This window comes from Polaribacter sp. SA4-12 (genome assembly GCF_002163675.1).
Taxonomy (GTDB): domain Bacteria; phylum Bacteroidota; class Bacteroidia; order Flavobacteriales; family Flavobacteriaceae; genus Polaribacter.
Window position 1 is genome coordinate 2457207 of record NZ_CP019334.1, and the last position, 18610, is coordinate 2475816.

General features: G+C 30.5%; 18 protein-coding genes. 3 read left to right on the forward strand and 15 right to left on the reverse strand.

What is annotated here, in order from left to right; all coding sequences use genetic code 11:
• Positions 1-39: 39 nt before the first annotated feature.
• Positions 40-513, forward strand: a complete 474-nt coding sequence (locus BTO07_RS10675) for a CYTH domain-containing protein (protein ID WP_087522617.1) — start codon at positions 40-42, stop codon at positions 511-513.
• Positions 514-704: 191 nt separating this feature from the next.
• On the opposite strand, the gene trhA is transcribed toward BTO07_RS10675, so the two are convergent.
• Together trhA and BTO07_RS10685 are read right to left on the reverse strand one after the other, a co-directional pair.
• On the reverse strand, positions 705-1343 hold the full coding sequence (trhA, locus tag BTO07_RS10680; protein ID WP_087521214.1) for a PAQR family membrane homeostasis protein TrhA: 639 nt from the start codon (positions 1341-1343) through the stop codon (positions 705-707).
• Positions 1340-2104, reverse strand: a complete 765-nt coding sequence (locus BTO07_RS10685; RefSeq protein WP_087521215.1) for a lysophospholipid acyltransferase family protein — start codon at positions 2102-2104, stop codon at positions 1340-1342. Before BTO07_RS10685 ends, trhA begins: the two co-directional genes overlap by 4 nt.
• Before the next feature lie 193 nt (positions 2105-2297).
• On the opposite strand from BTO07_RS10685, the gene trpS reads away from it, so the two are divergent.
• Positions 2298-3266, forward strand: a complete 969-nt coding sequence (gene trpS / locus BTO07_RS10690; protein WP_087521216.1) for a tryptophan--tRNA ligase — start codon at positions 2298-2300, stop codon at positions 3264-3266.
• 67 nt (positions 3267-3333) lie between these two features.
• Here the strand turns inward: trpS and BTO07_RS10695 are convergent, their stop codons facing one another.
• From BTO07_RS10695 to trhO, 13 genes are all read right to left on the reverse strand, one after another.
• Positions 3334-3828, reverse strand: coding sequence for a DUF1761 domain-containing protein (locus tag BTO07_RS10695; protein ID WP_087521217.1), 495 nt, complete (start codon positions 3826-3828; stop codon positions 3334-3336).
• A 115-nt stretch (positions 3829-3943) separates the two neighbouring features.
• Positions 3944-4927, reverse strand: a complete 984-nt coding sequence (locus BTO07_RS10700; protein ID WP_087521218.1) for a DUF4837 family protein — start codon at positions 4925-4927, stop codon at positions 3944-3946.
• 4 nt (positions 4928-4931) lie between these two features.
• Positions 4932-6500, reverse strand: coding sequence for a lytic transglycosylase domain-containing protein (locus BTO07_RS10705; protein ID WP_087521219.1), 1569 nt, complete (start codon positions 6498-6500; stop codon positions 4932-4934).
• Positions 6501-6508: 8 nt separating this feature from the next.
• Positions 6509-7270, reverse strand: coding sequence for an exodeoxyribonuclease III (locus tag BTO07_RS10710; protein WP_087521220.1), 762 nt, complete (start codon positions 7268-7270; stop codon positions 6509-6511).
• Positions 7271-7318: 48 nt separating this feature from the next.
• The gene (locus BTO07_RS10715) at positions 7319-7546 is read right to left on the reverse strand and encodes a hypothetical protein (protein WP_087521221.1); all 228 of its coding nucleotides are present in this window, start codon (positions 7544-7546) and stop codon (positions 7319-7321) included.
• Between the two features lies 1 nt (position 7547).
• Complete coding sequence (locus tag BTO07_RS10720; protein ID WP_087521222.1) at positions 7548-8204, reverse strand: 3-oxoacid CoA-transferase subunit B; 657 nt, start codon at positions 8202-8204, stop codon at positions 7548-7550.
• A 2-nt stretch (positions 8205-8206) separates the two neighbouring features.
• On the reverse strand, positions 8207-8908 hold the full coding sequence (locus BTO07_RS10725; RefSeq protein WP_087521223.1) for a CoA transferase subunit A: 702 nt from the start codon (positions 8906-8908) through the stop codon (positions 8207-8209).
• 70 nt (positions 8909-8978) lie between these two features.
• Positions 8979-11261, reverse strand: a complete 2283-nt coding sequence (locus BTO07_RS10730; RefSeq protein ID WP_087521224.1) for a transglycosylase domain-containing protein — start codon at positions 11259-11261, stop codon at positions 8979-8981.
• An 8-nt stretch (positions 11262-11269) separates the two neighbouring features.
• Positions 11270-11707, reverse strand: coding sequence for a gliding motility lipoprotein GldH (locus tag BTO07_RS10735; RefSeq protein WP_232457017.1), 438 nt, complete (start codon positions 11705-11707; stop codon positions 11270-11272).
• Between the two features lie 31 nt (positions 11708-11738).
• Positions 11739-13178 carry a PSP1 domain-containing protein gene (locus BTO07_RS10740; protein ID WP_087521226.1) on the reverse strand — a complete coding sequence of 480 codons (1440 nt, stop codon included), beginning with the start codon at positions 13176-13178 and terminating at the stop codon, positions 11739-11741.
• 418 nt (positions 13179-13596) lie between these two features.
• A complete protein-coding gene (locus tag BTO07_RS10745) occupies positions 13597-13827 on the reverse strand; it encodes a ferredoxin (RefSeq protein WP_087521227.1) in 231 nt (76 codons plus the stop codon).
• Positions 13827-15074: a peptidase U32 family protein gene (locus BTO07_RS10750; protein ID WP_087521228.1), complete on the reverse strand. Its 1248-nt coding sequence runs from the start codon at positions 15072-15074 to the stop codon at positions 13827-13829. The genes BTO07_RS10745 and BTO07_RS10750 overlap by 1 nt, the downstream gene beginning before the upstream one ends.
• Before the next feature lie 4 nt (positions 15075-15078).
• Positions 15079-16110 carry an oxygen-dependent tRNA uridine(34) hydroxylase TrhO gene (gene trhO, locus BTO07_RS10755; RefSeq protein ID WP_087521229.1) on the reverse strand — a complete coding sequence of 344 codons (1032 nt, stop codon included), beginning with the start codon at positions 16108-16110 and terminating at the stop codon, positions 15079-15081.
• 238 nt (positions 16111-16348) lie between these two features.
• Between trhO and pflB the strand changes: the two genes are divergently transcribed.
• On the forward strand, positions 16349-18604 hold the full coding sequence (pflB, locus tag BTO07_RS10760; protein WP_087521230.1) for a formate C-acetyltransferase: 2256 nt from the start codon (positions 16349-16351) through the stop codon (positions 18602-18604).
• Positions 18605-18610: the final 6 nt, after the last annotated feature.

Below are 18610 nucleotides of genomic sequence, written 5' to 3' on the forward strand. Positions count from 1 at the left end.
ATAAAACACCTTACATTAGTACAAAAATCAGAAGATTTTATGAGTGTAGAAATAGAAAGAAAATTTTTGGTTAAAAATGATGACTTTAAAAAAGAGAGTCATGCAGAGAAACATATTAAACAAGGATATTTAAATTCTGATAAAAATAGAACCGTAAGAATTCGAATTGCCAATGACAAAGCTTTTATGACGATTAAGGGCAAATCTAACGCAACAGGCACAACAAGATTCGAATGGGAAAAAGAGATAAAAAAAGAAGAAGCAGAAGATTTACTCCTACTTTGTGAACCAAGTATCATTGATAAAACCAGATATTTAGTAAAAGTTGGTCAGCATACTTTTGAAGTTGATGAGTTTTATGGTAATAACAAAGGATTAGTTATTGCAGAAGTCGAATTAAGTAATGAAGCTGAAAACTTCACAAAACCAGATTGGTTAAATGAAGAAGTTACAGGAGACATAAAATACTATAACTCAAGTATTAGTAAACTACCTTTTAAAGATTGGGCATAAAAAAACCTCGAACAAAAGTTCGAGGAAATTTAATAAACCTACCCCCTAAATAAGATTTATAATACTTAGACATTTAACTTTCGTTAAAATACCAAGCACTACAAAAATACTTTTTTTTTATGGGATTGTCAAATTTCCATCCAACTTAAAGATTTTGAAATTTTTCAAGTCTTTCTAAAAGAATCTTTTAACTACAAAAAATACAAGGCCAGAAAATGACTTACACTTCCTAGTAAAACAAACACATGAAAAATCGCGTGATTATATGGCATTTTCTTAATAGAATATAAAATTGCTCCAACCGTATAAAACACTCCACCAGCAATTAATAAGTTTAAACTAAAAGTTGTTAATGCATTTATTAATGGTTTTATAAAAAACATTACTTGCCACCCCATTAAAAGATACATAGCAGTAGAAATTTTATCGAATTTTCCTGTAAAAAATAGTTTAAGAATGATACCTGTTAGAGCAAAAATCCAAACAGCAATAAACATATACCAACCTAAGTCAGAGTCTAAAGCTACCAAACAAAAAGGTGTGTAACTACCAGCAATTAAAACATAAATAGCAGCGTGATCTAAAATATTTAGTCTTCTTCTTTTCTTCGGACTTTTTGCAGCATGGTAAAAAGTTGAAGCTGCATATAAAATAATTAAACTCAACCCGTAAATTATAAAACTGGTTATATCCCAAAAAGATGAATAAGAAATTGCTTTTAGTATTAAAAAAGGAAATGCAATAATACTGGCAACCAAACCTAAACCATGAGACCAAATATTTAATTGCTCTTCAGAATTTGAATATGTATGATTTAATTTCTCGCTCATTTTTTTCTATTTGTGTCTTTCATATACTCTATATCATTTGCCAAATCATTGTAAATAAGATCAAATGTTTTGTCTCTTAAATTCTCCATTTCATCAATAGACATCTCTTTTGTTGAAATAAAATTATGCTGTCGAACTCTAAAAATTCCAAAACCTCCTTTTAAAACATCCCAAGAAAATAAACGCTTACAATCGTAATAAACTTGTGGTACAATTGGTATATCAAATTCTATTGCCAAACTAAAAGCTCCTTTTTTAAATGGTGATAAAATTACATCTTCTGTTGGCACTAATCCTTCAGGAAAAATAGCCATACTTACCCCACCGTGCAATCTCTTTTTAGCCATTTCATAAACTCTTTTTCTACTTTTAGGATTGCTTCTATCTACCATAATAACAACTCTTTTGTAGAAAAATCCAAAAACAGGTATTTTGGCTAACTCCTTTTTACCAACAAAAACTATTGGATTCTTACTTAAAGCAATCAACACAAATGGATCCATTATTGATGCATGGTTAGGACAAAACATGTAACTTTTATCTGGATGAATATTCTCTTCTGTTTCGAAATCTAAACGAAACCCCATCCCGTAAACTAAAATTTTAGAAAGAATTCTGGCAACTTTCCAAAAAATATGATAATGTTCTTCTTTAAAAGAAAATAATAATAAAAAAGGAGACAAAACGATAACGGTTATAATCATTAAAAGATAGAACCATAATCGCCAAATTAATAAAAAAGGAATTTTAATATACTTCACAGAATCTATAAACGTTAAATTAATATTTTAATTATCTGGTAATAAACAAAGTTGACTTATTAAACGCTACAATGCAGACAAAAATACTATTATTCTTTTGTTTGATTGGTTTTCTTAAACAAAACCTTATTTTTACGGTCGCAGACCGATTAGGTAACTCAATCATGCTCAAAATATATTAAATATACTATTCATGTCAAGAATTTTAACAGGTGTACAAAGTACTGGAACACCACATTTAGGGAATTTATTAGGTGCTATTTTACCTGCCATAGAAATGGCTAATAATCCAGAAAATGAAGCTTTTCTATTTATTGCAGATATGCATTCTTTAACTCAAATTAAAGATGGAAAAGAATTAAGAGAAAACACATACAGCACTGCAGCTACTTGGCTAGCTTGTGGTTTAGATATTAGTAAAACTGTTTTTTATAGACAGAGTGATGTACCACAAACAACAGAGTTAACCTGGTATTTAAGTTGCTTCTTTCCTTACCAAAGGCTTACATTGGCACATAGTTTTAAAGATAAAGCTGATAGATTAGGAGATGTTAATGCAGGGTTATTTTCTTATCCGATGTTAATGGCTGCCGATATTTTATTATATGATGCAGAAATTGTTCCTGTTGGAAAGGATCAATTACAACATTTAGAAATGACTCGTGATGTTGCCAACAGATTTAACAATATTGTAGGAGAAACATTGGTTCCGCCAGAAGCTAAAATACAAGAAGGTACAAAATTAGTTCCTGGAACTGATGGTGAAAAAATGAGTAAATCTAGAAATAACATTATTAATATTTTCTTACCAGACAAAAAACTGAGAAAGCAAATAATGTCTATAAAAACGGATAGTTTAGGTTTAGAAGAACCTAAAAACCCAGACACAGACAACGTTTTTGGTTTGTATAAATTATTAGCTTCTGATGCTCAAATTGCAGAAATGAGAGCAAATTACGAAGGTGGAAATTATGGTTATGGTCATGCAAAAAAAGCTTTATACGAGTTGATTATTGAAAAATTTTCAACAGTTAGAGAGAGTTATAATCACTTTATGGAAAACAAGCATGAAATTGATGAAGCTTTAAAAGTTGGTGCAGAAAAAGCAAATGAAGTTGCTAATGGAGTTCTAAAAAGAGTAAGAGCTAAAATAGGATATTAAATCGAATCGAAATTCATAAAAAAACCACGCATTATGCGTGGTTTTTTATTTTGTAAAAGTTTATAGTTTATAACCATTGACAAATAATACCTCCCATAATTGCTAAAGTAACAATCCAATAACCGGCATTTATAGCTACATATTTTGCACTCTTCTTTTCAAACATTGCAATAATAGACAATACAGGTAACACAAAAAAGATTCCAGATAAAACACCATGTAAAACACCATGTTTAAAAGTTCTATAATTAGTACCATATTTAGCCATGAAGTTTTCAAAATAGACTAGAACATCACCTTCTAATTCAGTTGAACCTGATTCTAAAAGTGTAGAGAAAACACCACCTTGATGAATTACAATAAACTGAAGAAAGAAAGCGACTAGAAGACTAAAAATATAACTAAGTACAAATACTTTAGCCATATTCTGACCTTCTAATGATTCTTTAGTGAAGCCCATTTCTTTCATCCAAGCATTTCCAAATATAGGACCATACCAGATAAAACCCATTAATAAAGGAATTAATGCTGCTAAAAAAAAGATATAAAAATTTGTTTCCATGATAAAATAGTTTTTGGTTGAATGTCAAATATAGGAAATATGAAATTGACACTTAATTCCATAAAAAAAACCGAAAGCAAATACTTTCGGTTTCAATTTATAATTAAATGTTTTTTTATTTAATCTTCATAGATTTTGCAATTGCCTCTAATTCAAACAAAAAGGCTCTTTTATTTACAGATGGTGCGTAAGTGAACCCTTCAAAAACAACAAGTCTGTTATTCTTTTTATCAACTACTGTATAATTTAAAAATGGACCCGCCATAAAATCGTTTTGAACCTCCCATTTACCACGAGTTTCATAAGCTTTTTTTCCATCTATAACAGCATCAAAAGTAAAAGGTGTGTATGCTAATTCAGTAATCATATACATCGTTTTTGGGTCTGAACCTGGAATATATTTTTTACCAATCCTATTTCTAACAGCAACAATACTATCTGACACCTTAGTCTCATCTTCTAAAGGAACTGAATATATTAAAATATTATTACTTCCGGTTTTTGCAATTCCACTTGATAAATGATTACGTAACCATAAGAATTCCCCTGTATCATCTACAGTATTAAATTTATTATGAATCGTTAATGAAACCCCTAAATTTTGCAATGTTTTAAATTGAGAATCATCTAATTTATTCTTTCTAAACAGACTCTGAGTTCTACTTATATCAGATTGAATAAATGTTTTTATAATTTCTTTTTCATGTTTTTTAAACATTTTTACAACACCTTCATTATCTTTAGCGTATACATAGATAATTGTTTGTGGTTGTGCATAAACGTTATTTCTTACAAAGTATTTTTCTTCATCTCCAATACCAATCACTAAAATATTTCTAGTAACCTTCATCATCGTTCCAAATCCATTTGGAGCAGTTTGAGATACAGATAAAAGAGTTTCTGGTTGTGGTAAACCGACCATTAATTCTCCAAAAGAATTTCTAATTTCTTTTCCAATATCACCTGCCCAATCGCTTGATTTAGTAACAACCAATACTTTGTTTATTTTACCAATTGAGTCTCGTAAAATAACTTTATCATTACCTCCACATGATGTTAATAAAACTGTGATAGCAAATAGCGCAATTAATTTTTTCATAAATTTAGCTTTTAAATATTTTAAGTTTAGTTCCAGGCTTTAAACCTTTAGCACTCCAAATATTGTTCCATTTTTTAATTTTATCAACAGAAACATTTTTAAATTTTTGAGAAATACTCCAAAGTGAATCTCCTTTTTTAACTACATAGATTTTATGTGCACCTTTTACGGTAGATTTTACTGTTTTCTTTTTTGATGTTTTTGTTACTGAAACCCCTAACTTCTTAGGATAAACAGACAATCTTTGACCTATTTTTAATCGGCTACTTTTTAAGCTATTCCAACGTTTAAGATCACTTACACGAACACCAAATTTATTAGCAATTTTTCCTAAAAAATCTCCACTTCTAACTTTGTAACGAATACGTTTATCCATTTCAAAGTATTTTGGTAAGGGTTTTTCTCTTTGAGCATCATCTGCAGTAGCCAAATCATAAATTTCCTTTTCTTTTTCTAAAAATTCAACAATTTTATTACTTGGTAATCTTACAGCGTAATTTCTATCTTTTACAAACGGAATAATATCTAACTTATAAGAAGGATTCAAATGCGTTAAAATGGCTTCATCAACATCAATTTTTTCTGAAATTTGATCGAAACTAATCGTTCTTTTCACTTGAATTGTGTCTGTCTGAAAATCAAAAAACTGTGGAATTTCAGAATAAATTTTGTGCTCATTTGCATATTCAAAAATATACATCGTTGCATAAAATGCAGGAACATACCCTGCTGTTTCTCTTGGTAAATGAGGTCTAATATTCCAATAATTTTTATAACCTCCAGAACGTTTTATCGCTTTTCTTACGTTTCCTGGACCAGAATTATAAGCTGCTAAAGCTAAATCCCAATCACCAAAAATGGTAAATAACTGACTTAAATATTTACAAGCTGCAACGGTTGCTTTTACAGGATCTTGGCGCTCATCAACATAAGAACTCACTTTTAAATCGAACTGTTTCCCTGTTCCATACATAAATTGCCACAAACCTGTTGCGCCAACTCTCGATTTTATTTTAGGTCTTAAAGCGGATTCCACAATCGCCAAATACTTCATTTCTAAAGGAATATCATATTGATCTAGATATTGCTCAAACATTGGAAAATAATATTTCGCTTTTGCCATTAAGGCAGGATAATATTTTTTACGATACAGTAAATAGCTATTAATTACTTTTTCTAAAGAAGTATTGTAAGCTAAATCAAAAGGCGTTTTATCATTTAAATTAGAAAGACGAACCTTTAATAAATCGGTAGTTAACACTGTATTTGTGTTTCCTATAATATCCTTGTCATTAATTACATAAACAAGTGTATCAATTAATGCAGAATTAAATTTTTGTTCAACAAGTAAACTATCTATTATTTTTAAATCGCTATCAGAAAAAAAATCTTCTTCAATAGGTTGAGTTATTGAATCTTTAGCGATAAACGAAGGATCTACCTTAACTTGTCTTGTTAAAGAATCTTTGGCTATAAATATAGTATCCGTTTTCACTTTAAGAAATAAAGTATCTTTTTTCTCTTGAGAAAAAATAGAACTAGTTAATAGGAGGAATATAATTAGTTTCTTCATTTTTTATTTTAAATATCTAATTCTACAACAATAGGACAATGATCTGAATGTTTTGCTTCTGGTAAAATATACGCTCTAGAAATCTTCTCTTTTAATGGTTCTGAAACCATTGCATAATCTAAACGCCAACCTTTATTGTTTGCTCTAGAGTTTGCTCTGTAACTCCACCAAGAATATTCTTGTTTCTCTTGATTTAGAAAACGAAAACTATCTATAAATCCGTTGTTTATAAAATCTCCCATCCAAGTTCTTTCTTCTGGTAAAAAACCAGAAACATTTTTCATTTTTGGGTTGTGAATATCTATTGCTTCGTGACAAATATTATAATCTCCACAGATTACTAAATTCGGAATTTCTTGTTTTAAATTATTGATGTATTCTTGAAATTCATCCATATAATTAAACTTAAAACTCAATCTTTCAGAATTTGTTCCAGAAGGTAAATACAAACTCATCACAGAAACGTCATCAAAATCTACACGTAAATTTCTTCCTTCAGAATCCATAGATTCGATTCCTGTTCCATATTCTATATGATTTGGTTTTTCTTTACAAAAAACAGCTACTGAAGAATATCCTTTCTTCTGAGCAGAAAACCAATAATGATAAGGATAACCTGCATTTTCGAACTCAGTTACATCTAACTGTTCTTCACGTGCTTTTGTTTCTTGAATGCAAATTACATCTGGATTTGCAGCTTCTAACCAATCTAAAAAACCTTTCTTTAAAGCTGCTCTAATTCCGTTTACGTTGTATGATATTATTTTCATATAGTCTCTTATCATTTCCTTTAAGAGGAAAATACTCTTTCTTTAAAATTAATCTATAGTTATTGGTTCCTTTAAAAACAACCAAGTTATCTGTTTTACTTTCCTTGTTTGTGTTAGAATTATCTTTTTTCTTGGTGATAAAAAGAACGCTAAAAGAGCACAAATACCGGCTTTTATAGGCAGACTATCCATTTTATAAAGTTGATCAAAAATCAACATAAAAACTACAATAAGAATTGGATAAATTAACCAATATGTTTTTTTAAATAGTTTCATATTAAATACTCATTTCTGGAATTTCTCCATTTACAATTAAAGTTCCCTCTGTAGCTTTCTGAATCTCTTCAACAGAAACTCCAGGAGCTCTTTCTAACAAGTGAAATTCATTATCTTTTACTTCTAATACTGCTAAATTAGTAACCACTTTTGTTACGCACCCAACACCTGTTAAAGGCAAAGAACATTTTTTTAAGATCTTAGATTCTCCACGTTTATTTGTGTGCATCATTGCAACAATAATATTTTCTGCAGAAGCAACTAAATCCATTGCTCCTCCCATACCTTTCACCATTTTTCCTGGAATTTTCCAGTTAGCGATATCTCCATTTTGTGCAACTTCCATTGCCCCTAAAATAGTTAAATGAACATGTTTACCACGAATCATAGCAAAACTCATTGAAGAATCAAAAAAACTTGCTCCAGGCATTGTGGTAATCGTTTGTTTACCTGCATTAATAATATCTGCATCTTCTTCTCCTTCAAAAGGAAAAGGTCCCATTCCTAAAACACCGTTTTCACTTTGAAACTCAACTTCTATATCATTTCTAACATAGTTTGCAACTAAAGTTGGAATTCCAATTCCTAAATTTACGTAAAATCCGTTTTGAACTTCTTGTGCGATTCTTTTGGCAATGCCATTCTTATCTAAAGCCATAACTATTGTTTTTGTCTTACAGTTCGTTGTTCAATCCTTTTTTCATAATTTTCTCCTTGAAAGATTCTTTGTACAAATATCCCAGGAATATGAACATTATTTGGTTCTAACTCACCAACTTCAACCATTTCTTCTACTTCTGCAACAGTAATTGTTGCTGCTCCACACATATTTGGATTAAAATTTCTTGAAGTTCCTTTAAAAACTAAGTTTCCAGCAGCATCACCTTTCCAAGCTTTTACAAATGCAAAATCTGCTTTAAATGCAGGCTCTAAAACATACATTTTTCCATCAAACTCTCTCGTTTCTTTTCCTTCAGCAACTTCTGTTCCATAACCTGCTGGTGTATAAAACGCAGGAAATCCTGCTTGTGCAGCTCTACATTTTTCAGCTAAAGTACCTTGTGGTGTTAATTCTACTTCTAATTCTCCGGATAACATTTGACGTTCAAACTCATCATTTTCTCCTACATAAGAAGAAATCATTTTTTTGATTTGTTTATTTTGAAGTAATAACCCTAAACCAAAATCATCTACACCTGCATTATTTGAAATACAAGTAACATCTCTAACATCTAATTTGACTAATTCTGATATGGCATTTTCCGGAATTCCACATAATCCAAAACCACCAAGCATAAAAGTCATTCCACTTTTTACACCTTGTAAAGCTTCTTCTACGTTGTTTACTTTTTTATTTATCATACTAATTCTATTTATGATTTATGTTTAAAAAGTACTAAAACAAATTCAGTACAAGTAAATTCTGCAAAAATTAAAAATCTGTATCTTCTTCTTCTGGAATTACATCTTTATTGTCTTCATTTATTTTATCAGGTTTTTCATCACAATTAATATTGATAGATAAATTTTCTGGTTTTTCGAAATCTTCTAAACTAATATTTAATGTTTTATCAGCATAACATTTTTGCATATATAATGCCCAAGAAGGTAAAGACATTGTTGCTCCTTGCCCTTTTGCAATACCTGCAAAATGGGTTGCTCTATCTTCTCCACCAGTCCAAACTCCTGTTGCTAAATTCGGAACAATCCCCATAAACCATCCATCTGATTGATTTTGAGTTGTACCTGTTTTACCTGCAATTGGGTTTGTAAATTTATATGGATGCCCAGTAACATAATCTGGTTTTTTCCAAGGTAAACGTAAACGAACACCAGAACCAGATAATGTAACACCTTTTAATAAATCTAAAACAACATAAGCAATTTCTTCACTTAAAACTTCTTTAGTTTCTGGTATAAATTCTTCTAATACTGTTCCGTTTTTATCTTCAATTCTTGTTAAAATCATTGGGGCAACTCGTAAACCTTTGTTTGCAAAAGTAGCATATGCACTTACCATTTCTAATAATGATAAATCTACTGCTCCTAATGCAATTGATGGGTTTGCTTGAATTTCACTTTCTATACCTGCAGACTTCGCTAAACGAACCACATTTTCTGGAGAAACCATATCTACCAATCTTGCAGACATTGTATTTACAGATCCTGCTAAACCATCTTTTAAAGTTAACATTCCTCCATACTTATCATCAGAATTTTTTGGAGTCCAGGCTTCTGGAATTCCATATTTTCCTTTTGGTATTGTGTATGGGATGTTAGGAAACTCTTCACATGGAGATAATTTTAATTGATTTATTGCTGTAGCATATACAAATGGCTTAAAAGTAGAACCTACTTGCCTTTTCTGTTGTGCAACTGCATCGTATTTAAAATGTTTATTATCAACACCACCTACCCAAGCTTTAATATGGCCAGATTGTGGTTCTATAGATAACAATCCAGAACGTAAAAAGTACTTGTAATATCTTACAGAATCTAATGGAGACATAATTGTATCAATATTACCTTTCCAAGAAAAAACACTCATTTTGGTTTTTTTATTGAAAATTTCATCGATTTCCTTTTTAGATTTTCCTGCAATTTTTAATCTCTTATATCTATCAGAATTTTTCTTTGCTCTTTCTAGAATTCCTTTAATTTGATCTTTTTCTAAATCATAAAAGGGAGCTGTTTTATTTCTTTTCTGTTCTTTAAAAAAGTAAGATTGTAAATTAGATACATGCTCTGTAATAGCTTCTTCAGCATACTTTTGCATACGAGAATCTATGGTTACATAAATCTTTAAACCGTCTCTAAAAATATTGTATTGTTCTCCATTCGGCTTTGGGTTTTCTTGCACCCATTTTCTTAAGTATTTTTGCAAATACGTTCTAAAATAAGTTGCAGAACCATCACTATGTCCTTCTTTATGAATATCTAAACCTAAGTCTAATTGTTGTAAAGAGTCTTTTTCTTGTTCCGTTATAAACTCACTACGATTCATTTGTTTTAAAACAACATTTCTACGTTGTTTTACCAATTCAGCTCTTCTTAAAGGATTAAAATAAGATGAATTTTTTAACATTCCAACCAACATTGCAGATTCTTGAACATCTAATTCTTTTGGTTCTTTTCCAAAATAAATACGTGCTGCCGAACGAATACCAACTGCTTGGTTTAAAAAGTCGTACTTATTTAAGTACATCGTTAAAATTTCTTGCTTTGTATACTGGCTTTCTAATTTAATAGCAACCACCCATTCCTTCATTTTCTGACCAATCCTAAAGAAAATATTTCTTGAAGCTTTTCCAGTAAACAACATTTTTGCTAGTTGTTGTGTTAAAGTACTTGCACCACCACTTCCTGGTTTTAAAACTGCTCTTGCAGTTCCTTTAAAATCGATTCCAGAATGCTCGTAAAAACGTTCGTCTTCAGTAGCAACTAAAGCTTTTACTAAATTCTCAGGTAAGTCTTTATATTTAATAGGAGTTCTGTTTTCTGTTGCGTACTTTCCTAAAGTTTTACCATCTGAAGATATTATTTCTGTAGCTAAATTATTTTCAGGGTTTTCTAACTCTTCAAAAGTTGGTAAGGCTCCAAAAACATCTATTGAGGTTAGAAAAAATAGTAATATTAGTAGAGAAAATCCTCCAAGGACGATCATCCAAAACCATTTAATATATTTTTTAAAACTTGTTACTTTCTTTTTTACCATCTTGTAATCTAATTTTCTATACTAAAACCAACATCTTGAATTCCTTTTAAGAATTCAATCGGAGCAATAGCACCATTTTTCCTCATTGCATGACGTATGTTAAACATGTATTTTCCAGAAACTGGAAACGCCTTTTTTTCTTTATAAAATAATTTATTTTCTTTAATTTCTGTAAAACCAACACCTAAAAACCTACCTGTTTCATCAGCCATTTGGTATTGTAAAGTATCAACAACTATCGTTTCATTTGGAAAGACAAGCTCAGTAATAACATACAAATTACTAAACTCATATTTGCTATTATTTCTAATATTTATAAATAGGTTTTTAGATGATATTGTATCTTTTACATCAAACTCAAACGACACTTTTTCATTTGCTTTCCAACCTGCTGTATCTATTGATTTATATTGATTAAAATCAGTTTTATCATTACAGGAAAACATCAAAAAAAGAGATAATAAAAAAATTGAGAAACTATTTCTTTTCAGAATTGTCGTCATTTTTTGGATTATTATTTTTACGATTTCTATTATTTCTTCTTGGTTTATTTACCTTTTTAACTTCACCCTCTGGTTGATTTGCATTCCCTTGAGGTTTTGGTTTTGGTTTAGGTTGGGGTTTAGGTTTCTGCTGAGAATTCGGATTCTGCTTAGGTTTCTGGTTTGGGTTTTGATTTGGCTGCTTTTTTGCTTGCGGCTTCCTTTTTTGATTTGGGTTTGGCTTTGGTTTGCTATTATTAGCAGTCGCAGCAGCTCTTACTGGTTTTTTCTTATTCTTATTTCTGTTATTATTCTTACGCTTGTTAGTTTTTGGTAAATCAAAACGTGTTAAACTATCTTGACCAACAGCATCTTCAAAATCTACTTTTACAGGGATCTCAACATCAGCTTCATATTCTTCTAACGAAATAGATTTCTCATTATTCTTATTAACCTCAACTATTTCTAAAACTTGTTCTAAAGTAAGTCTAAACCACTTAAAACGTTCTTCTTTATAAGTATACCAAAGATGGTTTTTAAAGATATCCATCTTTACAAAAACAGCATCTCCTTTTTCTGTTTTTAAAACTAAATCTTGTTTTGGAAACGCTTTTAAAGCATCTAAATACGTGTCTAATTCAAAATTTAAACAACATTTAAGCTTACCACATTGTCCTGCTAATTTTAAAGGATTTAATGATAATTGTTGATAACGTGCTGCAGATGTTGTTACTTTTCTAAAATCTGTTAACCAAGTAGAACAACATAATTCTCTACCACAAGAACCAACACCACCTAATCTAGCAGCTTCTTGTCTTGCACCAACTTGTTTCATTTCTACACGAATAGAAAAAGCACTTGCTAAATCTCTAATTAGCTGTCTAAAATCTACTCTTGTTTCTGCTGTATAATAGAAAGTTGCCTTGTTTCCATCACCTTGATATTCTACATCAGATAATTTCATTTGCAAACCTAATTTCCCTAAAATCTCTCTACCTTTTCTTTGAGTTTCTTCTTCTTTTCCTCTTGCTTGTTGCCAAATATCGATATCTCTCTGACTTGCTTTTCTGTAAATTTTCTTTACATCTTCATGATCAGCAGTTATTTTGCGCTTTTTCATTTGCACTTTCACCAACTCTCCTGCTAAAGAAACTGTACCAATATCGTGTCCTGGTGAACCTTCTGTTGCAACAATATCTCCCATAGTTATGGGTAAATTATCAGGGTTTTTATAAAAATGCTTTCTTCCGTTTTTAAAACGAACTTCAAAAATATTAAATTTTTCTTGTCCACTAGGTAAAGTCATGTTAGACAACCAATCGAAAACGGCTAGTTTATTACTACCACTTCCACAAGTTCCACTACCACAATTACCATTACTTTTGCAACCTTTTGGTACACCATTCTCTGTTGTACCACAACTTCCACATGCCATGTAAGTATATATATTTTTATAGTTAATATTCTTTAAGGTTTATTTTTAGCAGCAAATCCACTAAAAAAGACGCCAAAAAGACTAAAAACCTCTTGGTTCATAAATTGATTATCAGACTGATACAAAAACACAGCCTAATCTTCACTAATTCGTAAATATACGCATTCTCAAAGAATGAAAAAATAGGTTAATGTAAAGTTCTTATAACTATTTTTTAATTTGATGATACTCCAAATATAGTTCGAACGTTTGCTTAACTTTTGTTCTCTTTAGAATTTGCTCGGATTGAATTAGAATTCGTACAATAATCAGTTTTTTAAACATTAAAAGACCTCAAAACCTCTTCAACTTCAAAAATCTAACAAGCAAAAAAAAGACCTCAAAATTGAGGTCTTTCTATATTAAATTTATGTATTTCTTAAATTTGTTTCACCTCAATAATATTAACAGGACAGGCTTTTTTTGCTTCATTAGAACAATCAAAAATAGATTCATCAAAAGATTTTATGGTAAAAAAACCTTTCTTTTCTATGGAATGTAGCAAAACCGTTTTTCCGTCTTTTTTAGACATCTGAAATTGTGCTGGCGCTAACTCTACACAGTAATTACAACCAATGCATTTTTTTCTTTGAAGTGTAATTACAACCATTAGTTTTCTGCAAATTCAGTTTTTACAATTTTATACAACTTATCAGATCTTCTTACCTTAAAATCTAACTTCATGGTAACCTCATCTCCTTTTGTAGCTTTTTCTGCTGGCGCATCATTTACAAACATCTGTTTTAGTTCCATTTCTTGCGCTCCTGTTGTTGGTCCAGTAACTAAAATAGTATCTCCAATAGCAACATCATAAGCATCAATTTTAAACTGAGCAATTTTTGCTTTATCAAAATAATGCTCTCCTCTTCCTAAATAGACCTTCTTTTGAGTTGCATGAGAACCAGATTCTTTACTCCATTCTCCTAATTTTTGACCTAAATAATATCCATTCCAAAAACCACGGTTGTAAACTTTTTCTAATTCCTGCATCCAAGAAATTACTTTTTCTTTATCGTAAGTTCCGTTTGCTAAACTATCAATTGCATCTCTGTAGCATTTAATAACTTTTGCAACATATTCTGGTGCTCTACCTCTACCTTCAATTTTTAAAACCTTAATTCCTGCATCTCCAACTTGATCTAAAAAATCAATGGTACATAAATCTTTTGGAGACATAATATATTCATTATCTAACTCCATTTCAAAACCAGTTTCCTGATCTATAACTGTATATTTTTTTCTACAGTTTTGTTTGCAAGCACCTCTATTTGCTGATGAATTATGAGAATGTAAACTCATATAACATTTACCAGAAACTGCCATACACAAAGCTCCATGTCCAAAAATTTCAATCTCGATTAATCTTCCTGAAGGCCCTTTTATTTGATCTTTCTCAATATCTTCTGTAATCTTTTTTACTTGACGTAAACTCAATTCTCTACTTAACACGATTGTATCTGCAAACATGCTATAAAACTTCACTGTTTCAATATTTGTAATATTGATTTGTGTAGAAATATGAACTTCCATTTGCTGTTCTCTAGCCATAGAAATTACAGCTTGATCCATTGCAATTACAGCTGTTATATTTGCTTCTTTTGCTCTTTTTATCAATGTTTTTACAATTGATAAATCATGATCATAAATAATCGTATTTAATGTAAGATAGGTTCTCACATTTTTTTCTGAACATCTTTTTTCAATCTCTTCTAAATCATCTAAAGTAAAATTGACAGTTGCTCTTGCTCGCATGTTTAGCTGCTCTACTCCAAAATAAATAGAGTCACAACCATTATCTATAGCCGCTTGTAAACTTTCAAAGTTTCCTGCTGGCGCCATTAATTCGATTTTTTGCATGACTTTATTTTTTGAATTTTAGAACTTCTGAACGTCCTTTTTTGAATATCTTATTACTATTTCCTTTTCCTTTTCTTAATTCCTTTTGTTCTTCAAAAGACAACTGAATTACTTCTTGACAATCTGTAGAACAAGTATTCTCCATCTTTTCTGAACATTCATCACATTGAATAAACAATAAATGACATGCTTCATTTGCGCAGTTTGTATGTTCATCACAGGCTTTGCCACATTGATGACAATTAGAAACTACATCATCTGTAATTCTTTCTGCTCTTCTATGATCAAAAACAAAGTTTTTACCGATAAATTTATTCTCTACTCCTTCGGCTTTTACCTGACGTGTGTACTCTATAATTCCGCCTTCAAGCTGAAAAACATTTTTAAATCCTTTGTGTTTGTAATAAGCAGATGCTTTTTCGCAACGAATTCCACCAGTACAATACATCAATAAATTTTTGTCTTCTTTATTGTCTTTTAAGTCTTCTTCAATAATATCTAAAGAATCTCTAAATGTATCTACATCTGGCGTTATAGCTCCATCAAAATGACCAATTTCACTTTCATAATGATTACGCATATCTACACAAACTGTATCAGGATTCGCCAACATTTCGTTGAATTCCTTTGCATTTAAATGAACACCTTTGGCAGTAACATCAAAAGTTTCATCATTTAAACCATCAGCAACAATTTTGTTTCTAACTTTTACCTTAAGCTTTAAAAATGATTTATTATCGTGTTCTACAGCAACATTTAGACGAATATCTTTCAAAAAAGAAATACTATCTAATTGATCTTTTAAGGCATAAAAGTTTTCTGATGGAACAGATAATTGAGCATTTATGCCTTCAAAAGAAACGTAAATTCTTCCTAAGACATCTAAAGCATTCCATTCCAGGAATAACTTATCTCTAAATAATTGTGGGTTTTCTATCTTATAATATTGATAGAATGATATTGTGAGGCGGTCTTTACCAGCTTCATCAATTAATGCAGCGCGTTCTATTGCGCTTAACTTATTGTACAGTTGCATGCTATACTAATTAGGTTAAACTAAATATATTTTTTGCAAATGTAGTTAATTTTTAAAACTGAATTATTCAAAAAATGAACATTTTATCTCATTAACATTGAATAAAAGACTACTACATCGTTTTCTTAAATAAGACCTAAAGCTAACATATATCATATTTTTAAAAATACTTCAGAGATAAATTTGCAGTGTTAATGAGGATTAAATAATACATAAAAAAAATAAATTAGAAATTATAATGGAAGTACAAGAATTAATCTTAGAAAAACCACAAAAAGTAGCATTTACTAACGGAGCTTGGAATACATCTATTAATGTTAGAGATTTCGTTGTAAAAAATATCGTTTCTTATTATGGAGATGACCAATTTTTAGTTGGGGCAAGTAAAAAAACTCAAAAACTTTGGGAAATTTGTAAAATAGGAACTCAAATAGAAAGAGAAAACGGTGGAGTACACTCTATTGATACAGAGACTATTTCTTCAATTTCTAGTTTTGAAGCTGGTTACATCGACAAAGAAAATGAAACAATTGTAGGTTTACAAACGAACTCACTTTTAAAAAGAGCTATGAAACCTTTTGGAGGTTACAAAGTAGTTCAAAAAGCATTACAAGAACAAGGTTTAGAACCAGGTGAAGAAGTTAATACTTTGTTTACAAAATATGTAAAATCACACAATGATGGTGTTTTTGCAGCATACACAGCAGAAATCAAAAAATTTAGATCTTTAGGTTTCTTAACAGGATTGCCAGATAATTATGCTCGTGGTAGAATTATTGGTGATTATAGACGTTTAGCTTTATACGGAGTTGACAAATTAATTGCAGTTAAAAAACAAGATTTAGCAAACATTGGAGGACCAATGTCTGATGCAACAATTCGTTTAAGAGAAGAAGTTGCAGATCAAATTAAAGCATTAAAAGAAATTGTTGTAATGGGTAACTTTTACAACTTAGAATTAAATAGACCTGCAGAAACTGCTCAAGAAGCAGTACAATGGACTTATATGGCTTATTTAGCAGCTGTAAAAGAACAAGATGGGGCTGCAATGTCTTTAGGTAACGTTTCTACTTTCTTAGATATTTATATTGAAAGAGATTTACAAAGCGGAGCAATTACTGAAGTTGAAGCACAAGAATACATCGACCAGTTTGTAATGAAACTAAGAATGGTACGTCACTTAAGAATGGCTGCTTATGATGATATTTTTGCTGGTGATCCAACTTGGGTAACTGAAGCAATTGGTGGTATGTTTAACGATGGAAGATCTAAAGTTACAAAAACGGCTTACCGTTTCTTACATACTTTATACAACTTAGGTCCATCACCAGAACCAAATATTACTGTTTTATGGTCTCCATTATTACCAGAAAACTTTAAAAAATTCTGTGCTAAAGTTGCTATCGATACTTCATCAATTCAATTTGAAAATGATGATTTAATGAGAACTGTAAGAGGTTCTGATGATTATGGTATCGCTTGTTGTGTTTCTTACCAAGAAATTGGAAAACAAATTCAATTTTTCGGAGCAAGAACTAACTTAGCTAAAACATTATTATTAGCTGTAAATGGAGGTAAATGTGAAATTTCAGGAACTCATATGGTTGATGGAATTGAAGCTGATGATAGCGAATATTTAGACTTTGATAAAGTTATGGCTAACTTTAAAATTGCTATGAAGCAAGTAGCTCGTGTTTATAATGACTCAATGAATATTATTCATTACATGCATGATAAATACTACTATGAAAAAGCTCAAATGGCATTAATTGATACAAACCCACAAATTAATATCGCTTATGGTATTGCAGGTTTATCAATTGTAGCAGATTCTTTATCAGCAATTAAATATGCAAAAGTAAAACCAATCAGAAATGAAGAAGGTTTAACTGTAGATTTCAAAATCGAAGGAGAATTTCCTAAATATGGAAATGATGACGATAGAGTAGATATCTTTGCTCAAAACGGTGTTAAAGACTTTAGTAATGAACTTAAAAAATTAAGAGTTTATAAAGAAGCAGACCCAACAATGTCTGTATTAACAATTACATCTAACGTTGTTTATGGTAAGAAAACCGGAGCAACACCAGATGGTAGAGCTTTAGGTGTTCCTTTTGCTCCAGGTGCAAACCCAATGCATGGGCGTGACACAAATGGTGCAATTGCTTCTTTAAACTCTGTAGCAAAAATAGATTATAAAGATTCTAAAGACGGAATTTCTAATACATTCTCTATTGTACCTAAATCTTTAGGTTCTACAGAAGAAGAAAGAATAGACAATTTAGCAGCAACCTTGACAGGATACTTTGAAAACGGTGCACAACACCTTAATGTAAATGTATTCGATAGAGAAACTTTAATAGATGCAATGGAGCATCCAGAAAATCATCCTCAATTAACAATTAGAGTTTCTGGATACGCAGTTAATTTTATACGATTAACTAAGGAACAACAAATGGAAGTCATTTCGCGTTCATTCCACGAATCTATGTAGTCCTTT

Excerpts from the sequence above, each read along its gene's own strand:
- BTO07_RS10675 (WP_087522617.1), top strand. The coding sequence starts at position 40 with ATGAGTGTAGAAATAGAAAGAAAATTTTTGGTTAAAAATGATGACTTT.
- trhA (WP_087521214.1), bottom strand. The coding sequence starts at position 1,343 with ATGAGCGAGAAATTAAATCATACATATTCAAATTCTGAAGAGCAATTA.
- trpS (WP_087521216.1), top strand. The coding sequence starts at position 2,298 with ATGTCAAGAATTTTAACAGGTGTACAAAGTACTGGAACACCACATTTA.
- BTO07_RS10695 (WP_087521217.1), bottom strand. The coding sequence starts at position 3,828 with ATGGAAACAAATTTTTATATCTTTTTTTTAGCAGCATTAATTCCTTTA.
- BTO07_RS10700 (WP_087521218.1), bottom strand. The coding sequence starts at position 4,927 with ATGAAAAAATTAATTGCGCTATTTGCTATCACAGTTTTATTAACATCA.
- BTO07_RS10705 (WP_087521219.1), bottom strand. The coding sequence starts at position 6,500 with ATGAAGAAACTAATTATATTCCTCCTATTAACTAGTTCTATTTTTTCT.
- BTO07_RS10710 (WP_087521220.1), bottom strand. The coding sequence starts at position 7,270 with ATGAAAATAATATCATACAACGTAAACGGAATTAGAGCAGCTTTAAAG.
- BTO07_RS10715 (WP_087521221.1), bottom strand. The coding sequence starts at position 7,546 with ATGAAACTATTTAAAAAAACATATTGGTTAATTTATCCAATTCTTATT.
- BTO07_RS10720 (WP_087521222.1), bottom strand. The coding sequence starts at position 8,204 with ATGGCTTTAGATAAGAATGGCATTGCCAAAAGAATCGCACAAGAAGTT.
- BTO07_RS10725 (WP_087521223.1), bottom strand. The coding sequence starts at position 8,908 with ATGATAAATAAAAAAGTAAACAACGTAGAAGAAGCTTTACAAGGTGTA.
- BTO07_RS10730 (WP_087521224.1), bottom strand. The coding sequence starts at position 11,261 with ATGGTAAAAAAGAAAGTAACAAGTTTTAAAAAATATATTAAATGGTTT.
- BTO07_RS10735 (WP_232457017.1), bottom strand. The coding sequence starts at position 11,707 with ATGTTTTCCTGTAATGATAAAACTGATTTTAATCAATATAAATCAATA.
- BTO07_RS10740 (WP_087521226.1), bottom strand. The coding sequence starts at position 13,178 with ATGGCATGTGGAAGTTGTGGTACAACAGAGAATGGTGTACCAAAAGGT.
- BTO07_RS10745 (WP_087521227.1), bottom strand. The coding sequence starts at position 13,827 with ATGGTTGTAATTACACTTCAAAGAAAAAAATGCATTGGTTGTAATTAC.
- BTO07_RS10750 (WP_087521228.1), bottom strand. The coding sequence starts at position 15,074 with ATGCAAAAAATCGAATTAATGGCGCCAGCAGGAAACTTTGAAAGTTTA.
- trhO (WP_087521229.1), bottom strand. The coding sequence starts at position 16,110 with ATGCAACTGTACAATAAGTTAAGCGCAATAGAACGCGCTGCATTAATT.
- pflB (WP_087521230.1), top strand. The coding sequence starts at position 16,349 with ATGGAAGTACAAGAATTAATCTTAGAAAAACCACAAAAAGTAGCATTT.